Origin of the sequence: Immundisolibacter sp. (assembly GCF_014359565.1) — a bacterium.
Classification (GTDB): Bacteria; Pseudomonadota; Gammaproteobacteria; order Immundisolibacterales; family Immundisolibacteraceae; genus Immundisolibacter.
The window spans coordinates 1-26,854 of record NZ_JACIZD010000014.1; the positions used below are offsets into that span (position 1 = coordinate 1).

Here is a 26,854-nt window from a genome sequence, read left to right on the forward strand (position 1 = left end):
TCCCAAGCAAGTCGTGGTCGCCGCCATGCGCAAGCTCGTACACCTGATTTGGGGCGTTCTCAAATCCGGGCGTCCCTTCGACCCAGCCATCGGCTTGCCATGATCGGAGGAAGACAGTATCTGAAATATTCAGCGGAAATTGTAGGAGCCCGGCTGTGCCGGGCGATCATCACGCCCCTACCGCGCTCCTACCGGGTTTTTTTTACGGTGGCGGGCAACCGGGCTCCAGGACGGTTGTTCGGCGCTTCCTAAAGCGCCTTCAGGCGCTCCAGCACGGCCGCGGCATGGTCCTTGACCTTTACCTTGCGCCAGGCCTCGCGCAGCACGCCGTCGGCATCGATCAGGAAGGTGCTGCGCTCGATGCCCAGCACGGTCTTGCCGTACATGTTCTTCTCGCGGATCACGTCGTAGGCGCGGCAGGCGGTTTCCTGCGCATCCGACAGCAGGTCGAAGCTGAATCCGTGCCGGGCGCGAAATTTCTCGTGGCTGGCCACGCTGTCGCGGCTGACGCCCAGGATGACCGCCCCCAGCGCCGCAAATTCGCCGAACAGCTGCTGAAACTCCTGTCCTTCCTGGGTGCAGCCGGGCGTACTGTCCTTGGGATAGAAATAAAGCACCACCGCCTGGCCACGCAGGTCGGCCAGGCTGATGGTCCGGTTGCCGGTGGCCGGCAGGCTGAAGTCGGGCGCCGGGGCGCCGATGATCGGTTCTGGCATGGCTCGATTCCGGGCAGGTTGCGGGCGGCGGACAGGGGCTTGGCTTGTCAGTCGGTGGACCGGGTCAGTACCATACCGGCCTTTTCCAGCCGGACTTTTGCATGATCCACGGCAGCGTTGTCGCCCTGGTCACCCCGATGACTGCGTCCGGGGCGATAGATTACGCGGCCCTGGCAAGGCTGGTCGAATTCCACCTCGCATCCGGCACGCACGGCATCGTGGCGGTCGGCACCACCGGCGAGTCGCCAACACTCGACATGGACGAGCACATCGGCGTGATCGCCGAGGTGGTGCGCCGTGTCGATGGCCGCATTCCGGTCATCGGCGGCACCGGTGCCAACTCCACCGCCGAGGCCATCGAGCTGACGCGGGCCGCGTCCGACGCCGGTGTCGATGCCTGCCTGCTGGTGACGCCGTACTACAACAAGCCGACGCAGGAAGGCCTGTACAGGCACTTTCGCGCCGTGGCAGAGGCGGCGCCGATCCCGCAGATTCTGTACAACGTACCCGGCCGCACGGCCTGTGACCTGCAGACCGACACCGTGCTGCGCCTGGCCGAGATTCCGAACATCGTCGGCCTGAAGGATGCCACCGGCAGCCTGGAGCGCGCCGCCGAGCTGCTGGCGCGGTGCCCGGCCGATTTCTGGCTATTCAGCGGCGAGGACGCCATCGCGGCCGAGCTCATGCTGCGCGGCTATCGGGGCGTGATTTCGGTCACTGCCAATGTGGCGCCCAAGGCCATGGCGGCGATGAGCGAGGCGGCGCTGGCCGGGAATCGCGAACTGGCGCTGGCGCTCGATGCGCCGCTGCAGGCGCTGCACCGCAATCTGTTTGTCGAGGCCAACCCGATTCCGGTCAAGTGGGCGCTGGCCGAGCTGGAGCTGATCGAGCCTGGCATTCGTCTGCCGCTGACACCCTTGTCTGCGGCCTGTCACGACACCGTGCGCGCGGCTTTGCGCCAGGCGTCCCTACTGTGATCCTGCGAGGCATCATGCAGTTTTTCGTGCTCCGGCCGCGGGCCCTGGTCCTGGCCATGACCCTGCCGCTGCTGGGTGGCTGCGGTGCACTCTCGGGGCTGCTCGGCCACGATCCGCAGGAGCAGCAATACAAGCAGGCCGAAACGCTGCCGCCGCTGGAAGTGCCGCCGGATCTGACCGGCGTGGCCAGCTCCTCGGCCCTGGTCGTGCCCGGCATCGACGATGGCAGCGCGGCGGGGGTGAGTGGCGATGCGGATGCGTCAGCGTCGGGCGTCTCGCCGCCGCCGGAACAGCTGGCCGGCGATGGCGCCAAGTCCGGTCCGGCCGGGCCGCGTATCGAGAAAGGCAGCGAGGGCGCGCCGCGGCTGGTGGTGCCGGAGGATTTCGCCCGCGCCTGGCGCACCGTCGGCAAGGCGCTCGAAGCCGCCGAAATGAAGGTGGACGACCGCGACCGCTCGCGCGGCCTGTATTTCATCGATTACAAGCACAGCAAGCCGCGCGGCCGCATTGCCCGCACGCTGATGTTCTGGGGGGGCGACGAGAGCACGCAGAAGGAGCGTTTCCTGGTGTTGCTGCAGTCCGCCGGCGAGCAGACCAACGTGCTGATCTTCGACGAGAAGGAAAAGCTGGTCACGGCGCCGGTCGCCGAGGATATCCTGCGCAAGATTCAGCAGAACCTGGACTGACCACCGCGGCATGCGCTTCGCCTCGCTGGGCAGCGGCAGTCGCGGCAACGCCACCCTGGTGCAGGCCGGCAGCACCACACTTCTGATCGACTGCGGCTTTGGCCTGGCCGACACGCGCCGCCGTCTGGGGCGACTGGGCCTGGAACTGTCCGACCTGACCGCCATCCTGCTCACGCACGAACACGGCGATCATGTGGCGGGGGTGGGTCCGGTGGCGCGCGCCGGCGGCATGCCGGTGTGGGCCACGCCCGGCACGCTGGCCGCGCTGGCGCCGCAGGTCGGCGATCTGCCGCAGGTGCGCACCATCAACTGCCACGCGCCCTGGGAAATCGGCGATTTGTCCATCACGCCGTTTCCGGTGCCCCACGACGGGCGCGAGAGCTGCCAGTACCTGCTGTCGGACGGCGCGCGGCGTTTCGCGGCGGTCACCGACCTTGGCCATACCACCGCTCACATGGCGGCCCTGCTGGGTGGCTGCGAGGGCCTGCTGTTCGAGTGCAATCACGACCGCGATCTGCTGCTCGGTGGCCCGTATCCGCCATCACTCAAGCGGCGGGTGGATGGCTATCTGGGGCATCTGAGCAACGCTGCGGCGGCGGCCTTCATCGGTGGCCTGGATTGTCGGCGCTTGCAGCACTTCGTGGCGGCGCATCTGAGCGAGCAAAATAACCGCCCGGAACTGGCACAGGCCGCCATGGCCGGCGCGCTGGGCTGCGGCGCGGACTGGATTGCCGTCGCCGACCAGGACCTGGGCATCGACTGGTGCGAGCTGGCCTGAACTGTTTTTGGACCATCAACCCGGAATCCGACCATGAGCTACCCGCACGGCGCCGAGCTGTACCGAGGCAAGGCCAAGACCGTCTACGCCACCGACGACGCCGATCTGCTGTTGATGCACTACCGCGACGACACATCGGCCTTCGATGGCGAGAAAAAGGCCGCCCTGGCGCGCAAGGGCATGGTCAACAACCACATCAACGCCTTCGTGATGACGCGCCTGGCGCAGGCCGGCGTGCCCACGCATTTCGTGCGCATCGTCGGCCCGCAGGAGAGCCTGGTGCGGCGCCTGGACATGGTGCCGGTGGAATGCGTGGTGCGTAACGTGGCCGCCGGAAGTCTGGTGCGGCGCCTGGGCGTGACCGAGGGGCTGGAACTGGACCCGCCGCTGTTCGAGCTGTTCCTGAAAAACGATGCCCTGCACGATCCGATGGTCAACGACGACCACGTGCTGGCCTTCGGCTGGGCTACGGCTGCGGAACTCAAGCGCATGCGGGAGCTGAGCATCGCCGTCAACGGTGTGCTCAAGCCCCTGTTCGCCGGCGCCGGCATCACCCTGGTCGACTACAAGCTCGAATTTGGCCGCTACCGGGGCGAGCTGCTGCTGGGCGACGAGTTCACGCCCGACGGCTGCCGTCTGTGGGACGCCGGCAGCGGCGAGCGCCTCGACAAGGACCGCTTCCGGCGCGACCTGGGCGGCGTGGTGGAAGCTTACGAGGAAGTCGCCCGGCGTCTGGGTGTCGACCTGCAGGCGCAGGGCTGAGCCGATGGCCAAGCCGCTGTTCCTGGTCGGTGGGCCGGCGCTGACCGAATTTCGCCTGGCCAGGCTGGTGCAAAACCTGCAGGCGGTGCTGCCGGACCTGCGCGACCTGCAGACCGAGGCCGTTTACCTGGCCCAAGTGATGCCGGGCACCGATCCGGCGCCGCTGGCCGCGCTGGTGCAGGGCACGCCCGCGCCGCTCGCGCTGGCGCCCGGCGAAGTGCTGGCCCTGCCGCGCCCGGGCACGCAGACGCCGTGGTCCAGCAAGGCCACCGACATTGCCGCCGTGTGCGGCCTGACCGGCGTGCGGCGTATCGAGCACGGCGTGCGCTATCGGCTGACCCTGGCCGGCGCAGCGCCGACGCAGGCGCAGCTTGCCGCCGCGGCGCCCTGGCTGCACGACCGCATGACCGAGGTTCTGACCGCCGACGCCGGCTTGGCCGGGCGGCTGTTCGAGGCCGCGCCGGCGGCGCCGCTGGCGATCGTGGATGTGCTCGGCGGCGGCCGGGCGGCGCTCGAGCGGGCCAACCGCGAGCAGGGCCTGGCCCTGTCGGCGGACGAGCTCGATTACCTCGAGCGCTGGTTCGCGCGCCTGCACCGCAACCCGACCGACGTCGAGCTGATGATGTTCGCGCAGGTCAACTCCGAGCACTGTCGGCACAAGATTTTCAACGCCGAGTGGCTCATCGACGGCGTGGCGCAGGAGCTGTCCCTGTTCGACATGATCCGCCACACCCACCGTCGCAGCCCGCAGGGCACGCTGGTGGCCTACCGCGACAACGCGGCGGTGATCGAAGGCCATCCGGCGCGCCTGCTGGTGGTGGACGCGGACAGCCGCGAGTACCGGCAGCTCGCCACCAGCGCGCACATCCTGACCAAGGTGGAGACGCACAACCACCCGACCGCGATCGCGCCGTTCCCGGGCGCCGCCACCGGCGCCGGCGGCGAGATTCGCGACGAGGCCGCCACCGGCCGCGGTGCCTTCAGCAAGGCGGGTCTGGCCGGCTTCATGGTGTCGAACCTGAACCTGCCCGGCCTGCCGCAGCCCTGGGAGCGGCCCTACGGCAAGCCGGACCGCATCGTGAGCGCGCTCGACATCATGCTCGACGGCCCGATCGGTGCGGCGGCCTTCAACAACGAGTTCGGCCGGCCGAACCTGGCCGGCTTCTTCCGCACCTACGAGCAGGCCGTCGGCGGCCGGGTGCGCGGTTACCACAAGCCGATCATGCTGGCCGGCGGCATGGGCAACATCATCCCGCAGCAGGTGCACAAGCAAGAGCCGCCGGTCGGGGGGCTGGTCGTGCAGCTGGGCGGTCCGGGCATGCGCATCGGCATCGGCGGCGGCGCCGCCTCGTCGCTGGGTGTGGGCGACAACGCGGCGGAACTCGATTTCAACTCCGTGCAGCGCGGCAATCCGGAAATGCAGCGCCGCGCGCAGGAAGTGATCGACCGCTGCTGGCAGTTGGGCGCGGACAACCCCATCCTGAGCATCCACGACGTCGGCGCCGGCGGGCTGTCGAATGCGGTGCCGGAAATCGTCGATGCCGCCGGGCGCGGCGGCGCGTTCGACCTGCGCGCGGTGCCCAGTGCCGACCCCAGCCTGTCGCCGCTGGAACTGTGGTGCAACGAGGCGCAGGAGCGCTACGTGCTGGTCATCGCCGCCGCCGACCGGGCGCGCTTTGCCGCCATCTGCGCCCGCGAGCGCTGTCCGTTCGCGGTGCTGGGCGAGGTCGGCGGCGACGGTCTCCTGCGCCTGTACGACGGCGCCGAGGGCGCCACGGCGGTCGACGTGGAACTCACATCCCTGCTCGGTCAGGGCGCCGCGGCGCCGGCCGCGCCGCAGGCCAGTGGGCACGATCGCCTGCCGCGCCTGCGGCGGGACGTGCGCTCGCTGCCGCCCAGCCCGGCGCCTTTCGACCTGGATGCGGTGGATATTGCCCAGGCCGCGCGGCGCGTGCTGCAACTGCCGGCGGTGGCCGACAAGCGGTTCCTGATCAGTATCGGTGACCGCAGCGTCGGCGGGCGCGTGTGCCGCGACCAGCTGGTTGGGCCGTGGCAGGTGGCGGTGGCCGATGTGGCCGTGACCGCCAGCGATTTCTACGGCTACACCGGCGAGGCGATGGCGCTCGGCGAGCGCACGCCGGTGGCGCTGCTGGATGCGGCCGCCGCGGCGCGCCTGGCGGTGGCCGAGGCCATCACCAACATCGCCGCCGCCGACGTGGCGCAGCTGTCGGCCATCAAGCTGTCCGCCAACTGGATGGCCGCCGCCGGCGAACCGGGCGAGGACGCCGCGCTGTATGCCGCCGTGCGCGCGGTCGGCATGGAGCTGTGCCCGGCGCTGGGCATCGCCATTCCGGTCGGCAAGGACTCGCTGTCCATGAAAACCACCTGGCGCGACGGGGACGGCACCGACAAGGCCGTCGTGTCGCCGGTGTCGCTGGTGGTCACGGCGTTTGCGCCGGTCGGCGACGTGCGCCGCACGCTGACGCCGCAGCTTCATCTGGATGCCGGTGACAGCCGCCTGCTGCTGCTGGACCTAGGCGCCGGTCGCGGCCGGCTGGGTGGCAGCGCGCTGGCGCAGGTGCTGGGCGCCACCGGCAGCACGCCGCCGGATCTGGAACATCCGCAGCTGCTGGCCGGGCTGTTCCGCTTCGTGCGCGAGGCTGCGGGCCATGGCCTGCTGCTGGCCTACCACGACCGCTCCGACGGCGGCCTGCTGGCGACGCTGTGCGAGATGGCCTTTGCCGGCCACTGCGGGCTGGATGTCGACCTCGATGGCGCCGGCAACCACCCGCTGCGGGCGCTGTTCAACGAGGAACTCGGCGTCGTGGTGCAGGTGCGCAGCGCGGACCTGGCGTCGGTGCAGGACCTGCTGACGGCTTGCGGCATCCGCGACCTGGCGATCGACCTCGGTGCGCCGTGCCCTGACGGCGACGTCACGTTCCGCTTCGGCGGGCAGACTGTGCTGCGCGCGCCGCGGGTCGAGCTGCACCGCCTGTGGTCGGCCACCTCGCACGCCATCGCGCGCCTGCGCGACGATCCCGACTGCGCGGACGAGGAATACGACGGCCTGCTCGATGCCGACGATCCGGGTTTGATCGCCCAGGTTCCATTCGCCCTCGCGCCGCCGCGCGGCACCGGCGCGAAGCCGCGCGTCGCCATCCTGCGCGAGCAGGGCGTCAACGGTCAGCTCGAAATGGCGGCTGCGTTCGAGCGTGCCGGCTTTGCGCCGGTCGACGTGCACATGAGCGACATCCTGGCCGGCCGGGCCACTCTGGATGAATTCCGCGTGCTGGCCGCCTGCGGCGGCTTCTCGTACGGCGACGTGCTCGGCGCCGGGCGCGGCTGGGCGCAGGCCATTCTGGGCAATCTGCAGGCCCGCGCGCAGTTCCAGGCCTTCTTCGCCCGGCCGGACACCCTCACGCTGGGCGTCTGCAACGGCTGTCAGATGCTGTCACAGCTCGATGGCCTCATACCCGGCACCGATCATTGGCCGCGCTTCGCGCGCAACCGCTCGCAGCAGTTCGAGGCGCGTCTGGCGCTGGTCGAGGTATTGGAAGGCCCGAGCGTGTGGCTGCGCGGCATGGCCGGTGCGCGGCTGCCGATCGTGGTGGCGCACGGGGAGGGGCGGGCGGTGTTCGACACCGACACCCCGGCACCGGCGGCGCTGCGCTACGTCGACGGCCGCGGCCGGGTGGCGGCGCGCTATCCGGCCAATCCGAACGGCTCACCGGGCGGCATGACGGGTTTCAGCTCCGCCGACGGCCGGGTGACGATCATGATGCCGCACCCGGAACGGCTGTTCCGCACCGTGCAGCATTCCTGGCACCCGGCCGACTGGGGCGAGGATGGCCCGTGGCTGCAGCTGTTCAGCAATGCGTATGCGTGGGTGGTGCAGGGCTGAGGGCGGCGCCGGTTGCTTGCGCGGAAGCGAGCGGGCGGCCGCGCGGCCGCCCGAGCAGGCGCCGCCTCAGTTGCCTGGCCAGGCGCGCAGCTTCTGGAACAGCGCGTCCTTGAGCGCGAGACGCTCTTTCTTGCGCTGTTCGAGGTAGCTGTCCGCGGTGTTCTCGATCCCGGCTTCGATGCGGTGCACTTCACGGTCGATTTCGTGGTATTGCGCGAACAGGGTCGCGAAATGCGGGTCGCCGACCTTCAGGGCATGAATGGCGTCGTTGAACTCGGGAAATTCGTGGTGCAGGTCGTGCTTGTCGAGACTCATGGGGGGTTCCTTGTGGAGACTGGCAGGCAACCGGGTGCCCGGCGGCTGATGACACGATAGGCGCAGACGCGGGCGGCGGCATTGATTGCCGGCAACCCGATATCTCACGGCTTGCTGCTTGATAGCCCCGGGTCGACTCACAGGCCCATGATCGCCCGATAGCCTCGCCAGAAGCCGCGCATGCCGACCTCGGTCAGCGTGCTGTCGATGTCGGCGATGTCGCGCCCGCCCATCTCGACGATGGAGCAGGCGTCGCCGTCGCGCACGATGGCGTTCTGCACCAGCTCGCACACGTCGCCGTCTTCCATCGAGATCAGCCCGGCCGGGCCGATCAGGTTGATCTGCTTGATGCGCATGGCGCGCTGGGCGGGCGTGTCGTCGACGTAGCCGAAGTAGGTCCAGATCAGCTCGAACTGCTGCGGCCCGTGGGTGACGATCTGGCGCGTGGCCAGGGTATTGGCGATCTGCTGCGCCACCAGGTTCGGGAAGATGACGTGGATGCACAGCGTGTCGCCGTCGGCATACTCCAGCCAGCCCTTGAGCACGCTGGGGTCGGCCAGGCTGTAGTTTTCCTGGTACGAGCGCCCGCCTTCCTGCTTGTAACTGTCCAGGCGCCCTTCGTCGGTGCCGGACCGGGCGTGGATGCAGTTGTGCATGCCCTCGTAGCCGCCCATCTCGGTGCCGCAGATCTGCGAGGCCCGGTACAGGCCAAACGTGGCATGGAACAGGTGGAGCAGGCTGGCGTGGTAGGGGTCGTGGGTGTTGTCGGCGTACAGCTTCCAGTTGGAATGCACGAACTGGCGGTGGTAGCCGAGCACCTCGACCGGCCGGTTGAACATGCGCCGGTGGTAGTCGGCCATGCGCGGGCCGAAATACTCCTCGACCGACGGCATGTCGGCGGCAAAGCTGGCGAAGATGCACTCGCCGAAGACCTCGACATTGAGCTTGTGCAGGCCATGCTGCTTCATGTCGAAATCGGCCGGGTAGCCGCCCTTGCCGCCCAGGCCCTTCCTGAACGGCACGCCGATCAGGTCGCCCTTGGCGTCGTAGGCCCACTGGTGGTAGACGCAGGTCAGCGTGTCGGCATTGCCGCGAAGGTCCCGGCACACCAGCGCGCCGCGGTGCGCGCAGCGGTTCACCAGCACATGGAACTGACCGGCGCGGTCGCGGCTGACGATGACCGGCGTGTCGCCGACATGGGTGGTCTTGTAGTCACCGGCGTTGGGCAGCTCGGCGGTCAGGGCGACGAAGTTCCAGGTCCGGCCGCGAAAGATGCGCTCCTGCTCCAGGGCGTAGATGGCCGGGTCCTGATACACCCGGTAGGGCACGCGGGTGAAGCCTTCCGCGGGCCAGACAAGATCGGTAACGGGCAAGGTACTTGGAGCGTTCATGGTGTTTCTCCGGCGGGCTGAAGCGTTGAACGGATTATGACTGCAGGACGGCGGGCCGCAAATTGACATCGGCCTGTCACCGCTCCGTCAACAAGTCACATTACTGTCACTTACTTTTTGTGACCATACAGGTATTGCAGCGTGTCTCCGCCAACGCTCGAAGACGTCAACAGATTCCGTGACGAGTTGGAGGCGGTCATCGACGGGCGCCGGCTCAGCATGTTGTTCCAGCCGATCGCGTCATTGCGGGGCCGGGCCGTGGTGGGTTATGAGGCGCTGGTGCGCGGCCCTGCCGACAGCATGATGCACAACCCGCTGGTGCTGTTCGGCGCTGCCCAGCATTGCAACCGGGTGGTGGAGCTCGACCTGCTGTGCCGCGAGCTGGCGGCGCAGCGGTTCGCGGCCCTGAACCTGTCCGGGCTGCTGTTCATGAACATCGTACCGGCCCTGATGCTGGATCCGGACTATCGGCCGCAGCGCGCGATCGACTGCATCGCCGCCAGCGGTCTGCCGCTGCACCGGGTGGTGCTGGAGCTGAGCGAGCGTTACCCGCTGGAAGATTACAGCGGCGTGCGGCGGGCGCTGGCCGAATACCGCGAAGCCGGCCTGGCGATTGCCATCGATGATCTGGGCGCCGGTTATGCCAGCCTGCGCCTGTGGTCCGAGTTGCAGCCCGGTTACGTCAAGATCGACCAGCATTTCGTGCGCGGCCTGGATGCGGATCCGGTCAAGCGCGAGTTCGTGCGCTCGATGGGCGAAATCGCCCGCGGCGTCGGCGCCCAGGTGGTGGCCGAGGGGGTGGAGACGGCCGCCGAGCTGCAGGCACTGGCCGATCTTGGTATCGAGATGGCACAGGGTTATCACCTTGGGCGGCCCGTGCCGGAGCCGCCGCTGGCCTTGCCGGTGGGCCTGTTCGAGCGCGACCTTCCGCTGCTGCGCGACGCCTGGCGCTGGCAACGCGGGCAGTCGGTGGGTGAACTGGCGCGGCCGAATCCGACCGTCACGCCAACCACCAGCATGGACGCAGTCAGCGCCTTGCTGGCAAAGCGGCCGGATGTCCACGCCCTGCCTGTGGTGGCGGACGGCAGGCCGCTGGGCCTGGTGCGACGCGGGCCGTTCACGGACCTGTACCTGTCGCGTTACGGGCGCGATCTGCACGGCAGAAAGCCGATTGCCTGGTTCATGGACACCGAGCCGCTGACCGTGGAGCACGACCTGCAACTGGCCGACGTCAGTCGGTTGCTGACCGATGTCGCGACCGGCCAGGTCGAGCATGAGTTCATCGTCACCCGCGACCGGCAGTACCTGGGCATGGCAAGGGTCATCGACCTGCTGCGGCGCATTACCGACCTGCAGGTGCGAAACGCCCGTCATGCCAACCCGCTGACGCTGCTGCCGGGCAACGTGCCGATCTACGAGTGCATCGATGACCTGCTGCGTCGACGCCTGGAATTCGCGGTGGCGTATTGCGACCTGGACCACTTCAAGCCCTTCAATGACGTCTATGGCTACAGCCGCGGCGATGAGGTGATCAAGAAGCTGGCCGAACTGGCGGTCGCCCAGACCGATGGCGAGTGCGACCTGGTTGGCCACATCGGGGGCGACGACTTCATGCTGGTGATGGTGAGCACGGACTGGCGGGAGCGTTGCGAGCGCTTGCTGGCGGCCTTCAACGCCGCGGCGCCGGATTTTTATGGCGCCGAGGATCGCGCCGCGGGCGGCATCTGGACCGAAGACCGGCAGGGTCAGCGCCGGTTTTTCCCCCTGCTTGGCCTGTCCATCGGCGTGGTGCTGCCGGACCTGGATCGCTGTCATTCGCATCATGACGTGGCCGTCCTGGCGACGGAGGCCAAACACCAGGCCAAGCTGCGCCGCGGCGAAGCCGGCGGCGGCGCGCTGTACATCGACCGGCGCCGCGGACCGGCGGTGGGTGCTCCGGCCGCCTGAGGCCGGCCAAGCGTCAGGCCGGCGGCCTGGCGAAGCGGAAATTCATGGTGCGGTCGTTGTAGTACAGCCCCGACAGCTGCACCACCAAGGTCAGGATGTCGGTCTTGCCGTCGTTGAAGTGGCCGTGCCACAGGTTCGGCGGCGTCAGGGACACCTGGCCGGGGTGCCAGTCGACGCGCAGTGGGTCGACGATGGCGCCGTCCTGCAGCGTCTCGCCCAGCAGCGAGTAGCTGGCCTCGTTGGACTCGATGACGTAGGTGATGGCGGCCGAGGCATGGCCGTGCACAGTGTTGGCGGCGCCGGGAGCCAGACGATTCAGGTGCGCGAACAGGTTGGGCGTAGCGAGTTTTTCGGCCTTCAGGCCCTGATGGGCCAGGAACACGCCCGACGCGGTGATGCCTTCGGCCGCCGTGTCGGCGAGCTTTTGCGCCAGCAGCGCCGCCGGCCAGTGGGTGAATGCGATGCGTTCGGTCGGCTGCACCTGCCAGCCCATGTAGCGCGTCAGCGGGCTGTCGTCGACGTAGTAGAAGCGCAGACCGTTCGCGCCGGCTTGGGCGCCAGCCCCGACGCTGCCGGGCACGGCCAGGATGTCACCGGCGCCGACGGTGGCGGTCTCGGCGCCGACCGTGAACGTGCCGCTGCCTTCCAGCACCAGCACGATGACCCCGCCGGCCGCTTCGCCGACCGGCGTGGCGCCCTGCGCGGGCAGCGCGTGGGTGCCGGCCAGCAGGGCCGGCAGGGTGGCCGGGTAGGGCAGGCCAAGCCGGGCACTGAAATCGAGCGGACCGTCCTGCGGCGCCATCGCCGCCGCCGGCAGAACCTTCTCGATCGGGGTGGGCAGCGCGGCGCCCATGAAGTCGCGCTCGGACAGATACAGCGCGCGGGCCGTGGCGGGCGTGGCGGCCGGCACCGGGCTGGCGTTGCGGTAGGCGATGGCGTGGCTCATGGAAGGCTCCTCTGGCAGTCGGTTTTATCGGTGGTGCCCGGCCGCGCGCGCGGCAGCGCCGCACCGGGCGCGAGCCGGATGGCCGGGCATCCTCAGGGCAGCATAGCCGACGGCGGCGCTGCGTTGCTGGCCACGGCGGGCGCGAGGCGAATGGGCTGCCCGGTTTCGCTGAGATCGCGTTCGATGCGGCGCGCCGCGGCACTTGCCAGTGCCTTCGAGGGATACGGTCCGGCCAGCACCCGATGCTGCCCGTCACCGGACACGCGCAGGGCCGGAATGGGCGGCCCCTGGTGGGTGAGCATGGCCACCAGGCGGCGGGCGTTGTTCTCGGACTTGAAGCGACCGAGGTCCACGTACCACTCGCCCTGGCCGACTGGCGCCACGTGCGGACTTGGCAAGGGCGGCGCCGCCGGCAGGGCGGCCAGATAGGCGTCCTGCGCCGGCGCGCTGGCGTCGATCGGCAGCGGGTAGCCGGCGTGCCGACCGGCATGCGCCTGCGCCAGGTCCAGGTCCACCAGCGCGGTGTCCTGCAGCCGATGGCGGGCGATGGCGGCCTCGATGGCGCGCGTCACGGCCGCCTCGCGGCGTGTGCCGGACATGGGTTTCACCGGCTCGTGCGCTTCCAGCAGCAGCCCGTCGGCGCCGACCCCGGCCAGGTAGGGCTGGTCGACCACGGTCACCGGCGTGCCGACCGGTACCGCCTCGAACAGCGGCGCAATGTCTTCCGGATACAGCTGCATGCAGCCGTGGCTGACGCGCATGCCGATGCCGGCCGGCTTGCTGGTGCCGTGGATCAGGATGCTGGACCAGCCCAGGCGCAGCGCATGGCTGCCGAGCGGATTTTCCGGTCCCGGTGGCACGACGGCCGGCAGCGGGTCGCCCTTGGCGGCGTGCTCGCGACGGATCGAGGCTGGCACGGTCCAGGCCGGTGCGGCATGCTTTTTGGCCACTTTTGTGCGGCCAAGTGGCGTCGCCCAGCCCTCGCGCCCGATGCCGATCGGGTGGGTGATGACCCGCGCCGGCTCGTCTTCGTGCCGCGGCGGGTAGTAATACAGACGGCGCGCCGCGAGGTTGATCACGATGCCCTCGCGCGGCGCATCGGGCAGCACATGGGCGGTGGGCAGCAGCACGCGCTGGCCGCTGGCGGGCGTCCACGGATCGATGCCCGGGTTGGCCGCCAGTATCTCGTCGTAGCCCAGATCGTAGGCGCGGGCGATGTCGAGCAGGGTTTCCTCGCCCTGCACGGTGGTGTATCGCAGCCGGCCAACGACGTCGGTGTCGTCCCGAAGCTCGAAGCTGTTGAGCGCGAACGGTTCCGGCGCTGGCGGCGCGGGCGCAAGTTGCGGCCGCTGCCGGGCACCCCAGCCGGCGCAGCCGGACAGCACAATCAACATCAGCGCCGCACCGGCCAGCCGCAGCAGCTGGGCCGGGCGGGCGGTGCGGTTCACGTCGAGACGGTTCATCGCTTCCCCAGCAGCCGGTGCAGCACCGCTTCGTACACGTCCGCCAACTGGTCGATTTCGGTCACTGGCGTGCATTCGTCCACCTTGTGGATGCTGGCGTTGCGCAGGCCAAGCTCGATCACCTCGGCGCCGGACGGTGCAATGAAGCGCCCGTCCGAGGTGCCGCCGCCGGTCGAAAGTGTCGGCTCGACGCCCAGTACCTCGCGCAGCGCCGCCTGCGTCGCCTCCAGCAGACGCCCGCCACGGGTGATGAACGGTTCGCCGCCCAGTGTCCAGTGCACCTCGCAGCGGGCGCCGCCTCGGGCCACGATGCCCTCGAAGCGGGCCTTGAGCGCCGCCGCGCCGGGCTGCGGCGGGAAGCGGAAGTTACAGTCGACGAGCAGCTCGCCGGGGATGACGTTGCCGGCGCCGGTGCCGGCGTGGACGTTCGAGATCTGAAAGCTGACGGGCGGGAAGGCCGGATCGTCGCCACCCCAGTCCTCGCTGCACAGCGCGGCCAGCGTCGGCGCGAAGGCGTGGACGGGATTGAGCGCCTTTTCCGGGTACGCCACGTGACCCTGCACGCCGTGCACGCGCAGGCGCGCCGACAGCGAGCCGCGCCGGCCGATGCGCAGCGTGTCGCCCAGGCGCTGGTCGCTGGACGGCTCGCCGATCAGGCAGCAGTCGATGGATTCGCCGCGCGCGGTCAGGGTTTCCATGACCCGCACGGTGCCGTCGACGGCGTCGCCTTCCTCGTCGCTGGTCAGCAGGAAACCGATCGAGCCTGCGGGGTGCGGGCAGGCCGCCAGGAAGCGCTCGCAGGCCACCACCATTGCCGCCAATGCGCCTTTCATGTCCGCAGCGCCGCGGCCGTACAGCAGGCCATCGCGGATTTCAGCCGCAAACGGGTCGCAGCACCAAGCGCCTGCATCGCCGACCGGCACCACGTCCGTATGGCCGGCGAACACGAACAGCGGGCCATCGGTGCCCCGCCTAGCCCACAGGTTGTCGACGGCGCCGAAGCGCATCGGCTCCAGGAGAAAGCCGAGCCGCGCCAGCCGCTGCCCCAGCAGTTCCTGGCAGCCGCCATCCTGCGGCGTGATCGAGGGGCGGCGGATCAGGGCCTGGGCGAGTTCGAGCGCCACGCTCATGTGCCGGCCTCAAGCAAGTCGGCCCAGGTGTCCGGCACGAAGCCGACCGTGATCGCCTCGCCGATCTGGACCACCGGCCGACGGATTAGCGTTGGCTGCGCCAGCAGCAGGGCGACCAGCGCGTCCTCATCGGTGATGGCTTGCTGCGTGGGTGTGAGCGCCCGCCAGGTGGTGCCGCTGCGGTTCACCAGCCGCGCGGCGCCCACTGCCGCCAGCCAGCGGCGCAGGACATCGGCTTGCAGGCCATCGCTGCGCAGGTCGTGAAACGGCATTTCGATGCCGCGCCCGGCGAACCAGGCGCGCGACTTCTTGACCGTGTCGCAGTTCTTGATGCCGTACAGGGTCATTCAGAATTCAGTCGCGCTGGCGGCCCGGGCCGTGATGGAACTCGTCGCGCCGGTTGGCGCTCGGGAACGGCGTGGCCGGCACCGGCACGCCCAGAAAATCGCACAGCGGCTCCCAGCCCTGCGAAACGTCGTAGGTCAGCAGGCGGTCGGCCGGCACGCTGCGCTGCACCGCGGCATTGTGAGCGGCGTAACGGGCCAGTACGTGGGCCTTGTCCAGGGGCCGGTTGTCGAAGGCGCGCTCGACGATGACGTCCTTGGCCATCACGCGCTGGCCGCGGGCGGCGTCGTCCTGCTGCGGCAGCGGTTGTTCCAGCGCCTTGAAGATGGTGTTGCTGATGCTGTCGTACCAGGACTCAGGGTCGCGCACGGTCAGGATGATCTTCGCGTTCGGGAAATCGTGCACCAGCTCGCGCCAGAAATGCACCGATGGCCAGTCCAACGTCGAGCGAAAGCCGCCCAGCAATTCGTCCCAGCCGACCGCTTCGCCACGCGCCCGGGCTTGCCAACGCGCCGCGTCGCCGGGGCGCTGGAACAGCTCCAGCATGTGGTGGCAGGGGCCGAAGCCCAGTTGCTCCAATGCCAGCTTGAGGCTGGCCGTACCGGTGCGGCCCAGGCCAACGCCGATCACGTCCAGGCGCGCCGTCCCGCTCACGGTCGCTGCCTCCACTCGCGCAGTTCGATGGCATTGCCGTCCGGATCGCTGATCTCGGCGCGGATGAAGGCCGGGGTTTCCATGGGCCCCCAGCTGGGCGTGACGCCGTGGGCCGACAGTTTTGCCAGTGTCTGCAGCATGTCGCCGACCTCGAAGGCCATCAGCCGGTAGCCGATGCGCTCACCGGTCTGCGCCAGGGCCTCGGCGCCCGGCACCCGCACCAGCTCCACGGCCGAGTCGCCGATCTTGATGTAGGCGATTTCGCTCACGCCGGGTGTGTCAACGGCGTAACGCTGGGCCAGACTGCCCTCCAGAACGGTGGTGTAGAAGTCCAGACTGCGTTCGAAATCGCTGGGGATGAGTTCGACGTGGTCGAGTCGTTTCAGCATGCGGGGCTCCTCCGTCGCCGCTTCCACAGCGGCCGATTATGGCACCGCGGGAGGGGGGCGCCTCGGTTGTGCATCCGGCGGGATCGGTGCGCGTGGTCCGTATTGCCGGTGCTTACGGGGTTTGCGCGGTGCAGCGCCCGTGCGCCGCCGCGAGGGTGTTCTCCAGCAGCAATGCGATGGTCATCGGCCCGACGCCGCCGGGCACCGGAGTGATCCAGGCCGCGCGCCTGCGGGCGCCTTCGAAGTCGACGTCGCCGCGCAGGCTGCCGTCCGGCAGGCGGTTGATGCCGACGTCGATGACGGTCGCGCCGGGGGCGATCCAGTCGCCGGGGACCAGGCCCGGCTTGCCGACCGCAACCACCAGCAGCTGTGCGCGCTCGACATGCGCTTTCAGGTCGTGCGTGAAGCGGTGGCAGATGGTCACCGTGGCGCCGGCCAGCAGCAGTTCCAGTGCCACCGGCCGGCCGACGATGTTGGAGGCGCCCACCACCACCGCGTGCTGGCCGCGGACCGGAATCTCGTAATGCTCCAGCAGGCGCATGATGCCGCGCGGCGTGCACGGCCGCAGGCCCGGCAGGCGCTGCACAAGACGCCCGACGTTGTAGGGGTGAAAGCCGTCCACGTCCTTGGCCGGATCGATCCGCTCCAGCACCACTTCCGGCTGGATGTGATTCGGCAGGGGCAGTTGCAGCAGGATGCCGTCCACGGCCGGGTCGGCGTTCAGCCGGTCAATCAGGGCAAGCAGATCCGCTTCGCGGGTGTCGGCCGGCAGGTCGTGGGCAACGGACGCCATGCCGACTTCCTGGCAGGCGCGCCGCTTGTTGCGCACGTACACCTGCGAGGCGGTATCGCTGCCCACCAGCAGCACGGCCAGGCCCGGCGGGCGTCCATGCCGGGCGGTGAAAGCCGCGGTGCGGGCCGCCAGCGCCGTGCGCAGCGCGGCCGCCACGCCTTTGCCGTCGATGATGCGGGCTGGCATATGGGAGTTTGGTCAGGTGTCGGGGCGCGCAATGATCGCATGCGGCCCGAAAGCGGGCCAAGGCACGGCTTGTTCGGTCCGGGCAATCAGGACTAAAATGGTCCACAACTTCATTTCGACCCGACCTCATACACGAGCCCAGCCCGCATGCTGCGCGTAAGCAAACTGACCGACTATGCCACGGTAGTGATGGGTCATCTGGCCGCCGCGGCGGATCAGGTGCACTCGGCCTCCGAGGTGGCGCAGGGCACGGGCATTGCCCTGCCGACCACCAGCAAGGTGCTCAAGGCGCTGGTGCGGGCGGGCCTGCTGCGCTCGGCGCGCGGGCAGGGCGGTGGTTACATCCTGGCGCGCCCGGCGGAGCAGATTTCGGTGGCGCAGATCGTTCGCAGCTTCGAGGGGCCGGTGGGTCTGACCGAATGCGGCAGCAGCGAGGGGCTGTGCGTGCAGGAATCGGTGTGCTCCATCCGCGGCAACTGGCAGCGCATCAATCAGCTGGTGCTGGCGGCGCTGGAGGCCATGACCCTGGCCGACATGATCCGCCCGGCGCCAACACCGATCCGCCCGCTGGCGCGACCGCACACCGCGCAACCGGGCCTGATTCGAGCGGGGACTCCGTAGATGAACACCACGACCGACATTGGCCACTTTCTGGAACGCGACTACAGCGCGGGCTTCGTGTCGAACATCGACGCCGACACGTTGCCGCCGGGGCTGAACGAGGACGTGATCCGTCTGATCTCGGCCAAGAAGGGCGAGCCGGAATTCATGCTCGCCTGGCGCCTGGAGGCGTATCAGCACTGGCTCAAGATGACGCCGCCCGAGTGGGCGCATGTGCATTACCCGGCGGTGGACTTTCAGGACATCGTCTATTACTCGGCGCCCAAGTCCCAGTCGGACGGCCCCAAGAGCCTGGACGAGGTTGATCCGGAGCTGCTGGCCACGTTCGAGAAGCTGGGCATCCCGCTGCACGAACGGGCCGCGCTGGCCGGCGTGGCGGCCGAGGCCGGGCCTGGCGTGGCCGTGGATGCGGTGTTCGACAGCGTGTCGGTCGGCACCACGTTCAAGAAAAAGCTGGCCGAGCACGGCGTGATCTTCTGCTCGTTCTCGGAGGCCGTGCAGGACCACCCGGAACTGGTGAAGAAATACCTGGGCAGCGTGGTGCCGTCGGCCGACAACTTCTACGCGGCGCTCAATGCCGCCGTGTTCACGGACGGCTCGTTCGTGTACATCCCGCCGGGCGTGCGCTGCCCGATGGAGCTGTCCACCTATTTCCGCATCAACGCCGCCAAGACCGGCCAGTTCGAGCGCACGCTGATCGTGGCCGACGTCGGCAGCCACGTGTCGTACCTGGAAGGCTGCACGGCGCCGATGCGCGACGAGAACCAGCTGCACGCCGCGGTGGTGGAGCTGGTGGCCCTGGACGACGCCCAGATCAAGTACTCGACGGTGCAGAACTGGTATCCGGGCGATGCCGAGGGTCGCGGCGGCATCTACAACTTCGTCACCAAGCGCGGCGACTGCCGCGGCCGCAACGCCAAGATTTCCTGGACGCAGGTCGAGACCGGCTCGGCCATCACCTGGAAGTACCCGTCCTGCGTGCTGACCGGGGACAACTCGGTCGGTGAGTTCTATTCGGTGGCGCTGACCAACAATTTTCAGCAGGCCGACACCGGCACCAAGATGATCCATGTCGGCAAGAACACGCGCAGCACCATTATTTCCAAAGGCATTTCGGCCGGCCGCGGCAGCAACGCCTACCGCGGCCTGGTCAAGGTGCTGCGCGGCGCGCAGGGCGCGCGCAACTACACGCAGTGCGACTCGCTGCTGATCGGCAGCCGCTGCGGCGCGCACACCTTTCCGTACATCGAGGTGCAGGAGCCGACCGCCACGGTCGAGCACGAGGCGACCACCTCCAGGATCGGCGAGGACCAGCTGTTCTACTGCCGCCAGCGTGGCATCGGCGAGGAGGACGCGGTGTCGATGATCGTCAACGGCTTCTGCAAGGAAGTCTTCAAGGAACTGCCGATGGAATTCGCCGTCGAGGTGCAGCGCCTGCTGGGCGTGAGTCTGGAAGGCAGCGTCGGTTAAACGGAATCAGTCAGGGCACGTCATGCCAGTCATGCTTGAAATCAAAGGGTTGCGCGTCGCAGTGGATAAAAAGGAGATCCTGCGCGGCCTGGACCTGTCCATCGGCGCCGGTGAGGTGCACGCCGTCATGGGCCCGAACGGCTCGGGCAAGAGCACGCTCGCCAACGTCATCGCCGGGCGCGATGGCTACCAGGTGCTGGGCGGCAGCGTCACCTACCGTGGCCAGGACCTGTTGGCGCTGGCGCCCGAATACCGCGCCCGCGCCGGCGTGTTCCTGGGCTTCCAGTACCCGGTCGAGATTCCGGGTCTGTCGACGGCGGTGTTCCTGCGCGCGGCGGTCAACGCCCGGCGCAAGCACCGCGGCGAGGAAGAACTCGACGCCATGGATTTTCTGGTCATGGTCAAGGGCCGCATGAAGGAGCTGGGCATCCGCGAGGACTTCCTGCAGCGGGCCATCAACGAGGGCTTTTCCGGCGGCGAGAAAAAGCGTGCCGAGATTTTCCAGATGGCGCTGCTGGAGCCGGAACTGGTGCTGCTGGACGAGATCGACTCCGGCCTCGACATCGACGCGCTCAGGGTGGTTTCCGAGGGCATCAACCGCCTGCGTGCCCCGGATCGGGCCATGCTGCTGGTGACGCACTACCGGCGGCTGCTCGACTACGTGCCGCCGGACCGTATCCACGTACTGTCGGAGGGCCTGATCGTGCGCTCCGGCGGTCCGGAGCTGGCCGGTGAACTGGAACAGAGCGGCTACGGCTGGCTGCGTGCGGAGGCGGCCTCCGCATGAGCGCGCTGGCGCACTGGCAGGCGCAGTACGCGCAGCGCAGCGGCGGCGCTGAGCCGGCCTGGTTGCTGGAACTGCGCGAGGCGGCCTGGAGCGGTTTTTCGGCGCGCGGCCTGCCCGGCCGGCGCGACGAGGACTGGAAGTACACGCGCCTGGCGGCACTGGAACGCTTCGCGCCCAAGGCGCCGCTGGCGCTGACGGATCTGCCGGCGATCGCGCCCACTGACGGCGCGCTGCTGGTGTTCGCCGGCGGGCGGCTGGTGCCACAGTGGTCGCGTCTGCCGGTAACGCCCGATGTTGAAGTATCGAATCTGGCCGCGGCGCTGGCCACCGACGGCGATGCCCTGCGCTCGCGGCTGCGACTGGAAGGCCCGCAACGCCCGTTCGCCACCCTCAACCAGGCCCTGTTCGAGGACGGCCTGTGGCTGCGCCTGGCGCCCGGCGCGCGTCTTGCCGAGCCCCTGCACGTGGTGCACGTGGGCGGCGTGGCGCAGTCATCCGCGCACCTGCGCCTGCTGATCGAACTGGGCGAGCACAGCGAGGCGCTGGTGGTGGAGCACTACCTAGGTGCCGGCACGGACGCCTACCATGTCAACGTGCTGGCGCAGGCCACGCTGGCGCCGGGCGCACGCCTGCGGCGCGTCACGCTGCTCACCGAAGGGCCGGCGGCGATTCATGTCGGCGATTTTCGGGTGCGCGTGGGCCGCGATGCGCGCTTCGAGTCGCACGCGCTGGCGGCCGGCGGCGGCCTGGTGCGGCAGGACATCGACGTCAACCTGGACCAGCCGGGCGGCGAATGCAGCTTGCGCGGTCTGTACACGGCGGGCTCCGGCGAGCACGTGGACTTCCATACCCGCATCGAGCACATCGCCCCGCACTGCCGCAGCGAGGAGACCTACAAGGGCCTGATCGGCGGTACCGGCCGGGCGGTGTTCAACGGCCGGGTGCACGTGCATCCGGGCGCCGACAAGACCGATTCGGCCATGACCTGCGCCAACCTGCTGCTGTCGAATCGCGCCGAGGTGGACGCCAAGCCGGAACTCGAGATCTACGCCGACGACGTCAAGTGCAGCCACGGCGCCACCGTCGGCCAGCTCGACGAGGCGCAGGTGTTCTATCTTCGGTCCCGCGGCATCGCCGAAGCGGCCGCCCGCGAGCTGCTGATGACGGCTTTCGCCCGCGACGCGCTCGGTGGCCTGGACGTGCGCCTGCAGGACGCGGTCGCCGCCTTGATCGACGCGCGCCTGCCCCAGCTCTGACCGGTTTCGAATCATGACCATCGCAAGCTACAGCGCCCATCGACAAGACTTTCCGGCCGCCCGCTGGCGGGCCGACTTCCCGCTGCTGCAGCGCAGCGTGCGCGGCCAGCCGCTGGCGTATCTGGACAACGCCGCCACCACGCAAAAGCCGCAGGCGGTCATCGACGCCGAGGCGCGTTATTACCGCGAGATCAACGCCAACATTCACCGCGGCGTGCACTGGCTGTCCGAGCAGGCCACCGCGGCGCACGAAGGTGCGCGCGAGCGTGTGCGGAGCTTTTTGAATGCCCGCGAGACGGCCGAGATCATCTTCGTGCGCGGCACCACCGAGGCCATCAACCTGGTGGCGCAAAGCTACGGCCGGGCCAATCTTGGCCCCGGCGACGAGGTGTTGATCACCGGTCTTGAGCACCACTCCAACATCGTGCCCTGGCAGCTGCTGTGCGCGCAGACCGGCGCCGTGCTCAAAGTGGCGCACATCGACGACACCGGCAGCGTGCGCATGGACGAGTTTCGCCGGCTGCTGGGCGGGCGCACCCGGCTGGTGGCGGTGGCGCACGTGTCCAATGCACTGGGCACCATCAACCCGGTGCACGAGATGATCGATCTGGCCCACGCCCAAGGCGTACCGGTGCTGGTCGACGGCGCGCAGGCGGTGGCTCACACGCCGGTCGACGTGCAGGCGCTGGACTGCGATTTCTATGCCTTCTCCGGCCACAAGCTGTACGCGCCGACCGGCATCGGCGCGCTGTACGGCCGGCGCGCGTTGCTGGAGGCCATGCCGCCCTGGCAGGGCGGCGGGGACATGATCCGCACCGTCAGCTTCGAGGGCAGCACCTGGAACGACCTGCCGTTCAAGTTCGAGGCCGGCACGCCGGACATTGCCGGCGCCATCGGCCTGGGTGCCGCCATCGAGTATCTGAGCGAGGTCGGTCTGGAGGCGGTGGCCGCCTACGAGCATGAGCTGCTGGTCTACGGCACGGCACTGTTGCAGGAGATTCCCGGCCTGCGGATGATCGGCACGGCCGCCCACAAGGCCGCCATCCTGTCGTTCGTGATCGACGGCCTGCACGCCCACGACATCGGCACCGTGCTCGACACCGAGGGCGTCGCCATCCGCGCCGGCCATCACTGCGCCATGCCGGTGATGGAGCATTTCGGCGTACCGGCCACGGCGCGCGCGTCGCTGGCTTTCTACAACACCCGTGAGGACTTGGACCGGCTGGCGCAGGCCCTGCGCCGGGCCGTGGAGATGTTTGTCCGATGAGCAGCTTGCGCGACCTGTATCAGGAACTGATCGTCGACCACAACAAGAACCCGCGCAACTACGGGGTTCTGGTCGATGCGAATCGGCAGGCCCACGGCTACAACCCGCTGTGCGGCGACAAGATCACCGTCTACCTGCACCTGGACGGCGACCGCATCACCGACGTGCGCTTCGAGGGCGCCGGCTGCGCCATCTCGACCGCCTCCGCGTCCCTGATGACGCAGGCCATCAAGGGCAAGACCGTGCCCGAGGCCGAAGCCATGTTTCACGACTTTCACGCCATGGTCACCGGCGAGGACCCGCGCGAGGAGACCGCCGACAAGCTCGGCAAGCTGGCCGTGCTGGCCGGCGTGCGCGAGTTCCCGTCGCGCGTGAAATGCGCCACGCTGGCCTGGCACACCCTGCACAACGCCGCCCATGGCGACGCCACGCCGGCCAGGACCGAATGATCGCCGCGTCCATCCCCCACCCGAGAATCCTGCCGTGACCGAACGCGAAACCGTCGTCCTGAGCCGAGACTGCAAGGCCCTGTTCGTGCCGCTGGGCATCCAGGTGAACGCCAAGAAAGGCACCGAGGTCACGCTCCTGCAGCAACTGGGCGGCAGCTACACGGTGCTGCTGGAAGGCCAGATGGCGCGCATCGACGCCAAGGACGCGGATGCGCTCGGCAAGACGCGGGTGCCGCTGCCGGCCGAGAACTTTCACGGCGCCGTTTCGCAGCAGGCGGTCGAGGATCTGGTCTGGCAGCACCTTCGCACCTGCTACGACCCGGAGATTCCGGTTGATATCGTGGAACTGGGCCTCATCTACGGGTGCGATGTCGAATCGATCGGCAAGGATCGCTACCGGGTCGAGGTCAAGATGACCCTGACCGCGCCCGGCTGCGGCATGGGTGATGTGATCGCCGAGGACGTGAAGGAAAAGCTGCTGGTCATCCCCGGCGTGGCCGAGGCGAATGTCGAGGTGGTGCTCGACCCGCCGTGGACCGCCGACATGATGAGCGAAGCCGCCCGTCTGCAAACCGGCATGATGTAAGGAGCCCAGAGCATGAACATTCGACTGACCGAAGCGGCCGCCAAACGGGTGGCGCACATCCTGGCCGGCCAGCAGCCGCCGATGCTGCGCCTTGGCGTGCGCAAGAGCGGCTGCTCGGGCTATGCCTACGTGGTGGAGCCGGCGCAGCAGATCAACGACGACGACCTGCAGTTCGACGACCAGGGCGTGCGCCTGGTGGTGTCCCGCGACAGCCTGCCGATCCTGGACGGCATGGAACTGGACTACCGCAAGGAAGGCCTCAACGAGGCCTTCAAGTTCAACAACCCCAACGTCAAGGACAGCTGCGGCTGCGGCGAGAGCTTCAGCGTCTGAGGGGTCTGGACAATCGGGCCTGCGGGTTCCGGCTCTGATACGGGATTGACGCAACCGCGGTTAGTCCAACAAGGGCTATTCTTATTTTTCGGATTAACCAAAAAAAGGCCGTGGTCCGTGCCCCATTACAGCCCGGCCAAATGTCTCAGAAACGTCTCGATTCGGGCCGCGCCTAGCCCACGCGGGTGCCCACTGCCGTGGAACAGCACGAATCGCCGCACGCAATCGACATACGCATCCTGGGTGCGGACGGTGTAGTGCAACCGCCGGATGCGGGCACGCACCTTGTCCAGCAGCTTCGGTTCGGGTGCCCCGCCGGAGGTGTGATCGCCACATGTTTTGGGGGGCGGTTTCAAGTCTGAAGTGCAACACCCTACCCGGAGTAAGGTGCTGCCATGGAAAAACAACGTTCGTACACGCAGCTGCGGCCTGAGGATCGGGTCGTCATTGCCGGCATGACTCGACTGGGGGCCAGTGTGCGGGCCATGGCCCGCACACTGGAGCGCTCGCCCTCGACCATCAGCCGCGAGCTGGCCCGCAACCGCGGGCCCGATGGGCGCTATGCCAGTCAGGCCGCCGACGCACTGTTTGGCGCCCGGCGAGCCGCTACCCGGCCGCCGCGTAAGCTGGACCTGCACTCCGTTTGCTGGGGCGTAGTGCGCACCCTGCTGGACTGGAAATGGTCCCCGCAGCAGATTGCCGCTACCCTCAAACGGGTCTACCCCGACGATCCGGTCCAGCACGTGTCCCACGAGACGATCTACACGGCGATCTACGCCCAGCCGCGCGGCGAACTGCGCCGCCAGCTGATCGCCTGCCTGCGCCACGGCCGCAGCACACGTCGGCCACGCACGGGCGGCACCGACCGGCGCGGCCAGATCCCGGACATGATCAGCATTCACGTGTGGGCGCCCCAGATCAACGACCGGGTGATGCCCGGCCACTGGGAGGGCGACCTGATCAAGGGCGCCGGTAACGCCTCCGCCGTGGGCGTGCTGGTGGAGCGCACCAGTCGCCTGGTGCTGCTGGCCAGGATGGACGACGCCACCGCCGCCTCGGCGCTGGCCGGCTTCACGGCCAAGCTCAATGCGATCCCCGCGCCGCTGCGCCACAGCCTGACCTACGATCAGGGTAAGGAGATGACCCGCCATCGCGACCTGACGCGCGCCACGCACGTACAGGTCTACTTCTGCGACCCGCACAGCCCCTGGCAGCGGGGCACCTGCGAGAACACCAACGGGTTGATCCGCCAGTACCTGCCCAAGGGCACGGACCTGTCGGTGCACACGCAAGACGACCTGGACGCCATCGCCGACAGCCTGAACACCCGCCCGCGGGCGATCCACCACTGGCAAACGCCGCTGCAGGTCTTCGCCCAGGCCCTGGCCAATGCTCATCAACCTTCACCCAGCCTTCATTGAAGACTGTGTTGCACTTCGGATTTGAGAACGCCGGGTGTATTGCCATGTTGACACCATGGCCAAGCACGCAGTAGCCTCGCTTGACGGAGTATTAGGCACCCCGGAGGCGCAAAAAAAGACGCCTTTTGGTGTGTCTATTTATAGTTATCGGCATCAAATATTCAGTAAGAAGGTAGTGATCTCATGCAAAACGAATATACAGCGGTTGTAAAACAGGAAGACGACTGGTGGGTGGGCTGGATCGAGGAAATCCCCGGCGTAAATTGCCAGGAAAAAACCTACGCGGAATTGAAAGAGACTTTGGAGGTTACTCTAAAAGAGGCATTGGAATTCAACCGCAAGGACGCATTGACCGCTGCCGGCAGCGGCTACAAGGAAGAAAAAATTGCCATATGAAGAGAAATGAACTTCTCAAGTATCTGCGCAGCCAAGGATGCGATCTTTTACGAGAAGGTGGTAAGCATTCGTGGTGGCATAATCCAGCGCAAAATAAGCGGTCGGCGGTTCCTCGGCATGCCGAAATCAAGGACATCCTAGCGAGAAAGATATGCAAAGACCTTGGTATAGAGCCAGTAAAATAGCCGCTAACAAGGCGCTGCACTTGACCGTTTTCTCGCTGCGCTCAAAAACGGCAAGTGAGCTTTGTCGTTATGTTTTCGGTAGAGATTGTGCGTAAAGAAGAGATTAATAATGAGTTGAAAGATCTCACGTTCGATTTCTTTTACTGGTTTTCGCAGTTTGAATTTGCTCTGAAAGAGAGAAAATGCCTAAAGCGGGATGGCATTGGAGATAACGCTGAGCCAGATTGGGATAAGTTTATTGACCAGAACAAGCAGGCTTTTCAGCATACAGATGAGACGAGAAATCTTCTGGAGCTCAACCCTAAAAGGCAAAAAGTCAGTGAAAACTCCGGTTTGGAATGGAAAAGCGTCGGTTTAGATGACTGCGATTCAGAATTGTGTAAGGTAGTTCGTCCGCTAAAAACCATTAGAAATAATCTATTTCATGGTGGGAAGCACGGCGCTGAAGGCTGGGATAACCCTAAAAGAACTAAAGAGTTATTGGTGGTTGGGAAAACTATATTGGATCAACTGGCCGGGATAGCAGGTTTTGAAGCCGACTATACGCAGTACTACTAAGAAAATAACAATGCCATGCACGCGACAAGCGCGTGATGGCGGGCGTTGAGGCTGTAGAAAACCCCGCAAATTGCTATAGCGGGCGATAATCAGGGCCATCGGGATCAGCCGGGAGGGTGGTGGGGATGGCGCGGTTCAAACCGGTT

The 26,854-nt window shown here is 67.7% G+C and carries 29 protein-coding genes; 18 read left to right on the plus strand and 11 right to left on the minus strand.

The annotated features are described in order from the left end of the window. Positions 1–248: 248 nt before the first annotated feature. Positions 249–716: a peroxiredoxin gene (locus H5U26_RS12275; RefSeq protein WP_290620094.1), complete on the minus strand. Its 468-nt coding sequence runs from the start codon at positions 714–716 to the stop codon at positions 249–251. 101 nt (positions 717–817) lie between these two features. On the opposite strand from H5U26_RS12275, the gene dapA reads away from it, so the two are divergent. The 5 genes from dapA to purL are packed head-to-tail and all read left to right on the plus strand — an operon-like array spanning position 818 to position 7,820. Next, positions 818–1,693, plus strand: coding sequence for a 4-hydroxy-tetrahydrodipicolinate synthase (gene dapA / locus H5U26_RS12280; RefSeq protein ID WP_290620096.1), 876 nt, complete (start codon positions 818–820; stop codon positions 1,691–1,693). Between the two features lie 14 nt (positions 1,694–1,707). Then, positions 1,708–2,379: an outer membrane protein assembly factor BamC gene (gene bamC / locus H5U26_RS12285; RefSeq protein ID WP_290620098.1), complete on the plus strand. Its 672-nt coding sequence runs from the start codon at positions 1,708–1,710 to the stop codon at positions 2,377–2,379. Between the two features lie 10 nt (positions 2,380–2,389). Further along, positions 2,390–3,157: an MBL fold metallo-hydrolase gene (locus tag H5U26_RS12290; RefSeq protein WP_290620100.1), complete on the plus strand. Its 768-nt coding sequence runs from the start codon at positions 2,390–2,392 to the stop codon at positions 3,155–3,157. 33 nt (positions 3,158–3,190) lie between these two features. Then, complete coding sequence (purC, locus tag H5U26_RS12295; RefSeq protein WP_290620102.1) at positions 3,191–3,919, plus strand: phosphoribosylaminoimidazolesuccinocarboxamide synthase; 729 nt, start codon at positions 3,191–3,193, stop codon at positions 3,917–3,919. A gap of 4 nt (positions 3,920–3,923) precedes the next feature. Then, on the plus strand, positions 3,924–7,820 hold the full coding sequence (gene purL / locus H5U26_RS12300) for a phosphoribosylformylglycinamidine synthase (protein WP_290620104.1): 3,897 nt from the start codon (positions 3,924–3,926) through the stop codon (positions 7,818–7,820). A 66-nt stretch (positions 7,821–7,886) separates the two neighbouring features. On the opposite strand, the gene H5U26_RS12305 is transcribed toward purL, so the two are convergent. Together H5U26_RS12305 and H5U26_RS12310 are read right to left on the minus strand one after the other, a co-directional pair. After that, complete coding sequence (locus tag H5U26_RS12305; RefSeq protein ID WP_290620106.1) at positions 7,887–8,135, minus strand: YdcH family protein; 249 nt, start codon at positions 8,133–8,135, stop codon at positions 7,887–7,889. Positions 8,136–8,272: 137 nt separating this feature from the next. Next, the gene (locus H5U26_RS12310; protein WP_290620108.1) at positions 8,273–9,526 is read right to left on the minus strand and encodes a Rieske 2Fe-2S domain-containing protein; all 1,254 of its coding nucleotides are present in this window, start codon (positions 9,524–9,526) and stop codon (positions 8,273–8,275) included. A 141-nt stretch (positions 9,527–9,667) separates the two neighbouring features. Here H5U26_RS12310 and H5U26_RS12315 point away from each other — a divergent pair, with 141 nt between their 5' ends. Beyond that, positions 9,668–11,473 (plus strand): bifunctional diguanylate cyclase/phosphodiesterase, encoded by a 1,806-nt coding sequence (locus H5U26_RS12315; protein WP_290620110.1) that lies wholly within the window; start codon positions 9,668–9,670, stop codon positions 11,471–11,473. Positions 11,474–11,486: 13 nt separating this feature from the next. On the opposite strand, the gene H5U26_RS12320 is transcribed toward H5U26_RS12315, so the two are convergent. The 7 genes from H5U26_RS12320 to folD all read right to left on the minus strand — a co-directional run bounded on the left by H5U26_RS12320 (position 11,487) and on the right by folD (position 17,379). After that, a complete protein-coding gene (locus H5U26_RS12320; protein WP_290620112.1) occupies positions 11,487–12,419 on the minus strand; it encodes a hypothetical protein in 933 nt (310 codons plus the stop codon). A 92-nt stretch (positions 12,420–12,511) separates the two neighbouring features. After that, positions 12,512–13,882: a L,D-transpeptidase family protein gene (locus H5U26_RS12325; protein ID WP_290620114.1), complete on the minus strand. Its 1,371-nt coding sequence runs from the start codon at positions 13,880–13,882 to the stop codon at positions 12,512–12,514. Beyond that, a complete protein-coding gene (dapE, locus tag H5U26_RS12330; protein ID WP_290620116.1) occupies positions 13,879–15,012 on the minus strand; it encodes a succinyl-diaminopimelate desuccinylase in 1,134 nt (377 codons plus the stop codon). The genes H5U26_RS12325 and dapE overlap by 4 nt, the downstream gene beginning before the upstream one ends. Further along, positions 15,009–15,359, minus strand: coding sequence for an arsenate reductase (locus tag H5U26_RS12335; RefSeq protein ID WP_290620118.1), 351 nt, complete (start codon positions 15,357–15,359; stop codon positions 15,009–15,011). The genes dapE and H5U26_RS12335 overlap by 4 nt, the downstream gene beginning before the upstream one ends. A gap of 7 nt (positions 15,360–15,366) precedes the next feature. Next, entirely contained in the window at positions 15,367–16,011 is a 645-nt protein-coding gene (locus tag H5U26_RS12340) for a sulfotransferase family protein (protein WP_290620120.1), read from the minus strand. Continuing rightward, the gene (locus H5U26_RS12345) at positions 16,008–16,400 is read right to left on the minus strand and encodes a VOC family protein (protein ID WP_290620122.1); all 393 of its coding nucleotides are present in this window, start codon (positions 16,398–16,400) and stop codon (positions 16,008–16,010) included. The genes H5U26_RS12340 and H5U26_RS12345 overlap by 4 nt, the downstream gene beginning before the upstream one ends. A gap of 112 nt (positions 16,401–16,512) precedes the next feature. Next, the gene (gene folD, locus H5U26_RS12350) at positions 16,513–17,379 is read right to left on the minus strand and encodes a bifunctional methylenetetrahydrofolate dehydrogenase/methenyltetrahydrofolate cyclohydrolase FolD (protein WP_290620124.1); all 867 of its coding nucleotides are present in this window, start codon (positions 17,377–17,379) and stop codon (positions 16,513–16,515) included. Between the two features lie 147 nt (positions 17,380–17,526). On the opposite strand from folD, the gene H5U26_RS12355 reads away from it, so the two are divergent. The 8 genes from H5U26_RS12355 to H5U26_RS12390 are packed head-to-tail and all read left to right on the plus strand — an operon-like array spanning position 17,527 to position 24,148. Then, positions 17,527–18,000, plus strand: coding sequence for an SUF system Fe-S cluster assembly regulator (locus H5U26_RS12355; protein WP_290620126.1), 474 nt, complete (start codon positions 17,527–17,529; stop codon positions 17,998–18,000). Further along, positions 18,001–19,470, plus strand: coding sequence for a Fe-S cluster assembly protein SufB (sufB, locus tag H5U26_RS12360; RefSeq protein ID WP_290620128.1), 1,470 nt, complete (start codon positions 18,001–18,003; stop codon positions 19,468–19,470). A 31-nt stretch (positions 19,471–19,501) separates the two neighbouring features. Continuing rightward, positions 19,502–20,257, plus strand: a complete 756-nt coding sequence (gene sufC, locus H5U26_RS12365) for a Fe-S cluster assembly ATPase SufC (protein ID WP_290620130.1) — start codon at positions 19,502–19,504, stop codon at positions 20,255–20,257. Next, positions 20,254–21,513 carry a Fe-S cluster assembly protein SufD gene (gene sufD / locus H5U26_RS12370; RefSeq protein WP_290620132.1) on the plus strand — a complete coding sequence of 420 codons (1,260 nt, stop codon included), beginning with the start codon at positions 20,254–20,256 and terminating at the stop codon, positions 21,511–21,513. The genes sufC and sufD overlap by 4 nt, the downstream gene beginning before the upstream one ends. A 13-nt stretch (positions 21,514–21,526) precedes the next feature. Continuing rightward, positions 21,527–22,780: a cysteine desulfurase gene (locus H5U26_RS12375; RefSeq protein WP_290620134.1), complete on the plus strand. Its 1,254-nt coding sequence runs from the start codon at positions 21,527–21,529 to the stop codon at positions 22,778–22,780. Further along, entirely contained in the window at positions 22,777–23,229 is a 453-nt protein-coding gene (gene sufU, locus H5U26_RS12380) for a Fe-S cluster assembly sulfur transfer protein SufU (RefSeq protein WP_290620136.1), read from the plus strand. Before H5U26_RS12375 ends, sufU begins: the two co-directional genes overlap by 4 nt. 34 nt (positions 23,230–23,263) lie before the next feature. Further along, on the plus strand, positions 23,264–23,815 hold the full coding sequence (gene sufT, locus H5U26_RS12385; RefSeq protein ID WP_290620138.1) for a putative Fe-S cluster assembly protein SufT: 552 nt from the start codon (positions 23,264–23,266) through the stop codon (positions 23,813–23,815). A 12-nt stretch (positions 23,816–23,827) separates the two neighbouring features. After that, a complete protein-coding gene (locus H5U26_RS12390; protein ID WP_068807138.1) occupies positions 23,828–24,148 on the plus strand; it encodes an iron-sulfur cluster assembly accessory protein in 321 nt (106 codons plus the stop codon). A 125-nt stretch (positions 24,149–24,273) separates the two neighbouring features. Here H5U26_RS12390 and H5U26_RS14955 read toward each other — a convergent pair whose 3' ends face one another. Beyond that, entirely contained in the window at positions 24,274–24,432 is a 159-nt protein-coding gene (locus tag H5U26_RS14955; RefSeq protein ID WP_366055949.1) for a phage integrase N-terminal SAM-like domain-containing protein, read from the minus strand. Between the two features lie 111 nt (positions 24,433–24,543). Between H5U26_RS14955 and H5U26_RS12395 the strand changes: the two genes are divergently transcribed. The 4 genes from H5U26_RS12395 to H5U26_RS12405 all read left to right on the plus strand — a co-directional run bounded on the left by H5U26_RS12395 (position 24,544) and on the right by H5U26_RS12405 (position 26,708). Then, positions 24,544–25,569: an IS30 family transposase gene (locus H5U26_RS12395; protein WP_290620142.1), complete on the plus strand. Its 1,026-nt coding sequence runs from the start codon at positions 24,544–24,546 to the stop codon at positions 25,567–25,569. A gap of 183 nt (positions 25,570–25,752) precedes the next feature. Further along, a complete protein-coding gene (locus H5U26_RS12400) occupies positions 25,753–25,965 on the plus strand; it encodes a type II toxin-antitoxin system HicB family antitoxin (protein WP_290620144.1) in 213 nt (70 codons plus the stop codon). After that, positions 25,962–26,150, plus strand: coding sequence for a type II toxin-antitoxin system HicA family toxin (locus H5U26_RS14960; protein WP_366055946.1), 189 nt, complete (start codon positions 25,962–25,964; stop codon positions 26,148–26,150). The genes H5U26_RS12400 and H5U26_RS14960 overlap by 4 nt, the downstream gene beginning before the upstream one ends. A gap of 54 nt (positions 26,151–26,204) precedes the next feature. After that, positions 26,205–26,708 (plus strand): hypothetical protein, encoded by a 504-nt coding sequence (locus H5U26_RS12405; protein ID WP_290620146.1) that lies wholly within the window; start codon positions 26,205–26,207, stop codon positions 26,706–26,708. The last annotated feature ends 146 nt before the right edge of the window (positions 26,709–26,854 follow it).

Coding starts and splice junctions, on each gene's coding strand:
- H5U26_RS12310 (WP_290620108.1), bottom strand. CDS start 9,526: ATGAACGCTCCAAGTACCTTGCCCGTTACCGATCTTGTCTGGCCCGCG.
- H5U26_RS12355 (WP_290620126.1), top strand. CDS start 17,527: ATGCTGCGCGTAAGCAAACTGACCGACTATGCCACGGTAGTGATGGGT.
- H5U26_RS12325 (WP_290620114.1), bottom strand. CDS start 13,882: ATGAACCGTCTCGACGTGAACCGCACCGCCCGCCCGGCCCAGCTGCTG.
- purL (WP_290620104.1), top strand. CDS start 3,924: ATGGCCAAGCCGCTGTTCCTGGTCGGTGGGCCGGCGCTGACCGAATTT.
- H5U26_RS12345 (WP_290620122.1), bottom strand. CDS start 16,400: ATGCTGAAACGACTCGACCACGTCGAACTCATCCCCAGCGATTTCGAA.
- sufD (WP_290620132.1), top strand. CDS start 20,254: ATGAGCGCGCTGGCGCACTGGCAGGCGCAGTACGCGCAGCGCAGCGGC.
- bamC (WP_290620098.1), top strand. CDS start 1,708: ATGCAGTTTTTCGTGCTCCGGCCGCGGGCCCTGGTCCTGGCCATGACC.
- H5U26_RS12390 (WP_068807138.1), top strand. CDS start 23,828: ATGAACATTCGACTGACCGAAGCGGCCGCCAAACGGGTGGCGCACATC.
- dapA (WP_290620096.1), top strand. CDS start 818: ATGATCCACGGCAGCGTTGTCGCCCTGGTCACCCCGATGACTGCGTCC.
- H5U26_RS14960 (WP_366055946.1), top strand. CDS start 25,962: ATGAAGAGAAATGAACTTCTCAAGTATCTGCGCAGCCAAGGATGCGAT.
- folD (WP_290620124.1), bottom strand. CDS start 17,379: ATGCCAGCCCGCATCATCGACGGCAAAGGCGTGGCGGCCGCGCTGCGC.
- dapE (WP_290620116.1), bottom strand. CDS start 15,012: ATGAGCGTGGCGCTCGAACTCGCCCAGGCCCTGATCCGCCGCCCCTCG.
- H5U26_RS12375 (WP_290620134.1), top strand. CDS start 21,527: ATGACCATCGCAAGCTACAGCGCCCATCGACAAGACTTTCCGGCCGCC.
- H5U26_RS12400 (WP_290620144.1), top strand. CDS start 25,753: ATGCAAAACGAATATACAGCGGTTGTAAAACAGGAAGACGACTGGTGG.
- H5U26_RS12275 (WP_290620094.1), bottom strand. CDS start 716: ATGCCAGAACCGATCATCGGCGCCCCGGCGCCCGACTTCAGCCTGCCG.
- H5U26_RS12395 (WP_290620142.1), top strand. CDS start 24,544: ATGGAAAAACAACGTTCGTACACGCAGCTGCGGCCTGAGGATCGGGTC.
- sufC (WP_290620130.1), top strand. CDS start 19,502: ATGCTTGAAATCAAAGGGTTGCGCGTCGCAGTGGATAAAAAGGAGATC.
- H5U26_RS12335 (WP_290620118.1), bottom strand. CDS start 15,359: ATGACCCTGTACGGCATCAAGAACTGCGACACGGTCAAGAAGTCGCGC.
- purC (WP_290620102.1), top strand. CDS start 3,191: ATGAGCTACCCGCACGGCGCCGAGCTGTACCGAGGCAAGGCCAAGACC.
- H5U26_RS12305 (WP_290620106.1), bottom strand. CDS start 8,135: ATGAGTCTCGACAAGCACGACCTGCACCACGAATTTCCCGAGTTCAAC.
- H5U26_RS12290 (WP_290620100.1), top strand. CDS start 2,390: ATGCGCTTCGCCTCGCTGGGCAGCGGCAGTCGCGGCAACGCCACCCTG.
- sufU (WP_290620136.1), top strand. CDS start 22,777: ATGAGCAGCTTGCGCGACCTGTATCAGGAACTGATCGTCGACCACAAC.
- sufB (WP_290620128.1), top strand. CDS start 18,001: ATGAACACCACGACCGACATTGGCCACTTTCTGGAACGCGACTACAGC.
- H5U26_RS12320 (WP_290620112.1), bottom strand. CDS start 12,419: ATGAGCCACGCCATCGCCTACCGCAACGCCAGCCCGGTGCCGGCCGCC.